Origin of the sequence: Stenotrophomonas sp. Sm6012, assembly GCF_030985895.1 — a bacterium.
Lineage (GTDB): Bacteria > Pseudomonadota > Gammaproteobacteria > Xanthomonadales > Xanthomonadaceae > Stenotrophomonas > Stenotrophomonas forensis.
In genome coordinates this window covers 1-5,156 of the sequence record NZ_JAPTFX010000218.1, presented here as the reverse complement: position 1 = coordinate 5,156, position 5,156 = coordinate 1, and the positions used below count along the sequence as shown (strand labels likewise).

At 68.4% G+C, this 5,156-nt stretch carries 4 protein-coding genes; 2 read left to right on the top strand and 2 right to left on the bottom strand.

Features of this window, described 5'->3' with window-relative positions:
- Positions 1–61: 61 nt before the first annotated feature.
- Positions 62–2,182 (bottom strand): methyl-accepting chemotaxis protein, encoded by a 2,121-nt coding sequence (locus tag O0J73_RS21500; protein WP_308309597.1) that lies wholly within the window; start codon positions 2,180–2,182, stop codon positions 62–64.
- Between the two features lie 184 nt (positions 2,183–2,366).
- Here O0J73_RS21500 and O0J73_RS21495 point away from each other — a divergent pair, with 184 nt between their 5' ends.
- Positions 2,367–2,822: an Rrf2 family transcriptional regulator gene (locus tag O0J73_RS21495; RefSeq protein WP_197564816.1), complete on the top strand. Its 456-nt coding sequence runs from the start codon at positions 2,367–2,369 to the stop codon at positions 2,820–2,822.
- On the top strand, positions 2,812–3,717 hold the full coding sequence (locus O0J73_RS21490; protein WP_308309596.1) for an NAD(P)/FAD-dependent oxidoreductase: 906 nt from the start codon (positions 2,812–2,814) through the stop codon (positions 3,715–3,717). The genes O0J73_RS21495 and O0J73_RS21490 overlap by 11 nt, the downstream gene beginning before the upstream one ends.
- 165 nt (positions 3,718–3,882) lie before the next feature.
- Here O0J73_RS21490 and O0J73_RS21485 read toward each other — a convergent pair whose 3' ends face one another.
- A complete protein-coding gene (locus O0J73_RS21485) occupies positions 3,883–5,103 on the bottom strand; it encodes an RtcB family protein (RefSeq protein ID WP_308309598.1) in 1,221 nt (406 codons plus the stop codon).
- Positions 5,104–5,156: the final 53 nt, after the last annotated feature.

Sequence of the window (5,156 nt, the reverse complement as noted above, 5' to 3'; positions counted from 1 at the left end):
CGGTCGGGCACTACCCATGTGGCGTTGGGCACTGCCGGCCAGCGGCCGGCAACCGGATCAATCAGGCTGCACGTTGCAGCGCATCCTTCGCCGCTGCCGTGGTCGACAGGTCAAATACATCCACGGCGTCGATCAGGCGGTTCGCCTGTTGCTCCAGGCTGCGTGCAGCGGCGCTGGCCTCTTCCACCAGCGCAGCGTTCTGCTGGGTGGTGCCATCCATCTGGATCACGGTCTGGCTGACCTGCTCGATGCCAGCGCTCTGTTCCTGCGACGCGGCGGAGATCTCGGCCATGATGTCGGTCACCCGCTGCACCGAGGCCACGATCTCGGCCATGGTGTCGCCGGCCTCACGCACGCGCTGCGCGCCGTGCCCGACCTGTTCCACCGAGGCCTCGATCAGCGCCTTGATCTCCTTCGCCGCAGCGGCAGAACGCTGTGCCAGCGTGCGCACCTCGCTGGCGACCACCGCGAAGCCGCGGCCCTGTTCGCCGGCACGCGCGGCTTCCACCGCCGCGTTCAACGCCAGGATGTTGGTCTGGAACGCGATGCCATCGATCACGCTGATGATCTCGGCGATCTGCCGCGACGAGGTCTCGATCGCGCCCATCGTCGCCACCACCTGGCCGACCACGCTGCCGCCCTGCGAGGCGACGCTGTGGGCGCCGATCGCCAGCTGGTTGGCCTGGCGTGCGTGCTCGGCATTCTGCCGCACGGTGGAGGTCAGTTCTTCCATCGAAGCGGCGGTCTCTTCCAGGTTGGCGGCCTGCTGCTCGGTGCGACGCGACAGGTCGTTGTTGCCGGCGGCAATCTCCGCCGCAGCCGTGTGGATGTTGCCGGAGGCGTGCTTGATGTCGGTGACGATGGTCGCCAGCTGCGCGGCGGTGGTGTTGGCGTCGCCGGCGATGCGGGCGAACACGCCCTGGAAGTCACCGTGCATGCGTGCGCCGAGGCGGCCATCGGCAATCGCGCGCAGCATGCCGGAGACCTCACCCAGGTTCAGCTCAGTGGCCTGCATCAGGCGGTTCAGGCCGTCGACCATCGCGCGGAAATCATGTTCGAAGCGCGCGCTGTCGCCGCGCTGGCTGAAGTCGCCGGCGGCGGCGGCTTCGGCCAGGCGGCGGATCTCGCCATTGATGGTGCCCAGATTGGCCTTGGCGGTATCCAGCGCTTCGGTGATCACCGCCTTCTCGCCGGGCAGGCGTTCCATGTCCTGGCTGAGGTCGCCGATGGCATAGCGGCCCATGATCGCGATCGCGCGCATCTTCACCTGGATGTGCGCGTCCACCAGCGCGTTGCTGTCGGCCACCATCTCGCCGAACGCGCCGGGAAAGGCGCTGGCATCCATGCGATGGCTGATGGTGCCGGCCTCGTGCGCCTGCGCCATCGCGCCCTGTGCGTCCAGTACGCCGCGCAGCGTGGATTGCACCGCCTGCATCGCCTGCGCGAGGCGGCCGATCTCATCGCGGCTGCTCACCCGCACCACGTGCTGCAGGTCGCCAGCGGCGACCGCGCGTGCGGCAGCTTCCACCGCCAGCACCGGCTGCACCACCGCACGCCGCAACCACCAGGCCAGGCCGATCAGCAGCAGCACCGCGGCCAGCACGGTCAGCGCCGCGCACAGCAGCAGGGTCTGCCGCGCCTGCTGCGAACGCGCCGCCAGTGCCGCTTCGGCCACCTGCGTGGCCTGCGTGCTCAGCGCATCCAGTGCGGTGGCCACCGGACGATCCTTGCCACGCACCAGGGTGTCGCCAGCGGCGGGATCGTAGCCGGCGGCGGCGAAGGCCTGCAGCGCGGCGTGATAGTCCTTCTGCAGCTGCGCATGCAGTCCGATGAAGGCCTGCGCCTGCTCGCGCGTGCGCGCATCGGGGCTGCTGGCAAGGCCCTTGGCCAGTTGTTCGACCAGACGGCCTTCGCTGTCGAAGGCCTCCAGGTGACGCTGACGCAAGGCATCGTCGTGCCCGCGCAGCAGCACGTTCTTCCATTCCTGCACCTGGCCGCGGAACTCGCGCTGCAGGCGTTCGGCATCGCGACTGTGCGCGACTTCGGGCGGGACATCGGTGGACAGCTTCAACCAGGCGGAAGCAAGACCTGCCAAGGCGCACAACAGGACTACGGCCAGGCCAACGGAAACCGCGCCGAGCAGTTTGGACTGCAGGCGGGGTGCACGGACAGACGCATTCATCGGAAGGGGCTCTCGGGAAGGGGCGATGCGGTATCGACCGGTTTCGAGCACCTCTGAAGTGCGACGTTCATCACATTAGTGTTTCGTTTAGCGAAGTGAAGGAAACGTTTCATAGGACAAATGTGTCCATATGGAACGAAAGCAGACTCTGGACAGGGGATTTAAATGTAACTATTGTTGTTACATGAAATCCGCGAACCCGCTTTCCGACGCCCTGCACGTGATGGCGCACCTGGTCGGCCAGGCCGCACCGCGCACTTCCGAACAGCTGGCGTCGTGCCTGCCGACCCATCCGGTGGTGATCCGGCGCCTGCTAGCGCAGCTGCACAAGGCCGGCCTGGTGCGCAGCGCACGCGGCCATGGCGGCGGCAGCCAGCTGGCCCGCGACGCCGCCACCATCACCCTGCACGACATCTATCTGGCCGTGGGCGCGCCGCCGCTGGTACAGGTGGGTGCCCGCGATTCAGGGCGTGGCTGCCCTATCCAGCATCTGGTCAACAGTGCCCTGCTGGAGGGCGCACGCGAGGCGCAGCGCCTGCTCGAACAGCGCCTGCAGGCAGCCACGCTGGACCAGCTCGGCGCCGAGTTCGCCCGCCATCTCGCCCATCACCGCTCCCTGGAAGGTCACCATGAATCCTGATGTGCTCATCGTCGGCGGCAGCTATGCCGGCATCGCCGCCGGCCTGATCCTGGCCCGCGCCCGTCGCCCGGTCACCGTCATCGACGCCGGTTCGCCGCGCAACCGCTTCGCCAGCCATTCGCACGGCGTGCTGGGGCTGGATGGCGTCAGCGGCGCCGAGCTGCTCAAGACCGCCCGCCAGCAGCTGCTGGACTATCCCAGCGTGCGCTGGGTGCATGCCGATGCGGTGCATGCCCGCAGCACCAACGATGGGGTTGAAGTGGAGACCGCCGACGGCCAGGTGCTGGCCGCGCGCAAGCTGCTGCTGGCCAGCGGCATCGCCGACCAGCTGCCGGAGCTGCCGGGCCTGGCCGAGCGCTGGGGCAGCACCGTGCTGCACTGCCCCTACTGCCATGGCTATGAAGTCGGTGGCGGTGCGATCGGCCTGCTCGGCGGCCACCCGATGTCGGCCGCCAAGGCGCCGCTGTTCGCCGACTGGGGCAATGTCACCTTCTTCAGCCAGGGCCTGCCGATCACCGATGACGAACGCGCCGCCATGCAGCAGCGTGGCGTGCAGATCGAGACCTCGCCGGTACTGGGCGTGCAGGGCGACCAGCCGAGCTGGCTGGAAGTGGAACTGGCCGATGGCCGTCGCGTCGCGCAGCGGGCACTGTTCGTTCCGGCCACCCAGGCGATGGCCACGCCGCTGGTGCAGCGGCTGGGCTGCACGTTGGCCGAGAGCCCGCTGGGCGTTTTGATCGAGGTCGATGCGATGAAGCAGACCTCGGTGCCGAACGTGTATGCCGCAGGCGATGCGACCACGGTCGGCAACATCACCCTGGCCACCGCCGAAGGAGTGCGCGCGGGTATCGGCATGCATCATGCGCTGGTGAGCGAAGACAGCGTGCCGCGCTGATCGGGCTTGTTCTGTAGATGCCGACCCTGGTCGGCGCCGCTGCATCCACGCATGGCGTGGATCTACTGCAGGGTGGTCGGGCACCATTGAGGCACGGTGGGGGGGGGGGGGGGGGGGGCCACCATTGCGGCCGGGGGGGGGCGGGCTTGGGCGGGCACCGTTCCCTCATCCCTTCACGCACAGCACCTGGCGCAGGGTGTGCACCACGTCCACCAGGTCCAGCTGCGCCGCCATCACGTCATCGATCGACTTGTACGCCGCCGGTGACTCGTCCAGCACGCCGCTGTCCTTGCGGCATTCCACATGCGCGGTCGCTTCGCGGTGCTGGGCCAGCGTGATCTGCTGGCGCGCAGTGCCACGGCTCATCACCCGGCCGGCACCGTGGCTGCAGCTGTGGAAGCTGTCCGCGTTGCCCTTGCCACGCACGATGTAGCTGCGCGTGCCCATGCTGCCGGGGATGATGCCCAGCTCGCCCTCGCGCGCGCTGACCGCGCCCTTGCGCGTCACCAGCAGTTCCTGGCCGTGGTGCGTCTCCTTCTGCACGTAGTTGTGGTGGCAGTTCACCGCCATCGCTGCCAGCTGGAACTTCGGCAGCCGGTGGCGCATCTCTGCCAGCACCCGCGACATCATTGCCTCGCGGTTCTGCCGGGCGTAGTCCTGCGCCCACGACACCGCCTCGACGTAGTCGTCGAACAGCGGCTCGCCTTCCATGAAGAACGCCAGGTCCTTGTCCGGCAGGTGGAAGCCGAGCACGCGCCGGGCCAGCTCCTCGCGCGCCTTCTCGATGAAGTAGGTGCCGATCAGGTTGCCGGTGCCACGCGAGCCGCTGTGCAGCATCACCCACACCGCGTCTGTCTCGTCCAGGCACAGCTCGATGAAGTGATTGCCGCCGCCCAGCGTGCCCAGCTGGCGGTCAAGCTTGTCGGTGCGGATCCGGCGGTGCTTGTCCTTGATCTTCTCCAGCCCGGCGACCAGCCCGGACTGCAGCAGCCGGGTGTGGATGCTGTCGGGCATGCGGTGGTGCTCGCCGCCGCGGCCGTTGCCGACCGGGATGCTGCGCTCGATGCTGTTGCGCAGCTGCCGCAGGTCATCGGGCAGGTCATTGGCGCGCAGCGTGGTACGCACGGCGGCCATGCCACAGCCGATGTCGACACCGACCGCGGCCGGGATGATCGCACCACGGGTCGGGATCACCGAGCCCACGGTCGCGCCCTTGCCCAGGTGCACGTCCGGCATCACGGCCACCCACGGCCCGACGAACGGAATCGCGGCGATGTTGCGCAGCTGCTCATGTGCCTGCGCTTCCAGCGGCACCCCGTTGACCCAGCCCTTGATCGGCGTGGTGCCCTCGGCGTGCAGCCATTGATAGTTGTGTTGAGTGTCCATTCGCACGGCGTGCTGGGGCTGGATGGCGTCAGCGGCGCCGAGCTGCTCAAGAC